The organism is Paenibacillus cineris, assembly GCF_018333335.1.
In the GTDB taxonomy this organism is placed as follows: Bacteria; Bacillota; Bacilli; order Paenibacillales; family Paenibacillaceae; genus Paenibacillus_AQ; species Paenibacillus_AQ favisporus.
Map to the genome: position 1 here is coordinate 1 of NZ_BORU01000023.1, position 368 is coordinate 368.

The 368-nt window shown below is 52.4% G+C and carries 2 tRNA genes and 1 rRNA gene; all 3 read right to left on the minus strand.

Annotated elements, in window-relative coordinates:
* Window positions 1-21: 21 nt before the first annotated feature.
* Window positions 22-97, minus strand: a tRNA-Ala gene (locus KI379_RS33740).
* A 44-nt stretch (window positions 98-141) separates the two neighbouring features.
* Window positions 142-218, minus strand: a tRNA-Ile gene (locus KI379_RS33745).
* Window positions 219-263: 45 nt separating this feature from the next.
* Window positions 264-368: ribosomal RNA gene (rrf, locus tag KI379_RS33750) — 5S ribosomal RNA — on the minus strand; the annotation flags it as partial.

A 368-nucleotide genomic window follows, 5' to 3' on the forward strand; every position in this document is an offset into this window, starting at 1 on the left:
AGTTTTCAAGGATCAAATATTTGGTGGAGCTAAGCGGGATCGAACCGCTGACCTCCTGCTTGCAAGGCAGGCGCTCTCCCAGCTGAGCTATAGCCCCATAAATAACCCCAATAAGTGATTTACACTTGAATGAAGTTTATATGGTGGGCCCTAGTGGACTCGAACCACCGACCTCACCCTTATCAGGGGTGCGCTCTAACCAACTGAGCTAAGGGCCCATATCGTGTATGGGAATTATTCTTTTGAAACCCATAAGGGTTTGCGCTTGGCAACGTCCTACTCTCCCAGGACCCTTCGGTCCAAGTACCATCGGCGCTGGAGGGCTTAACGGTCGTGTTCGGGATGGGTACGCGTGGAACCCCTCCGCT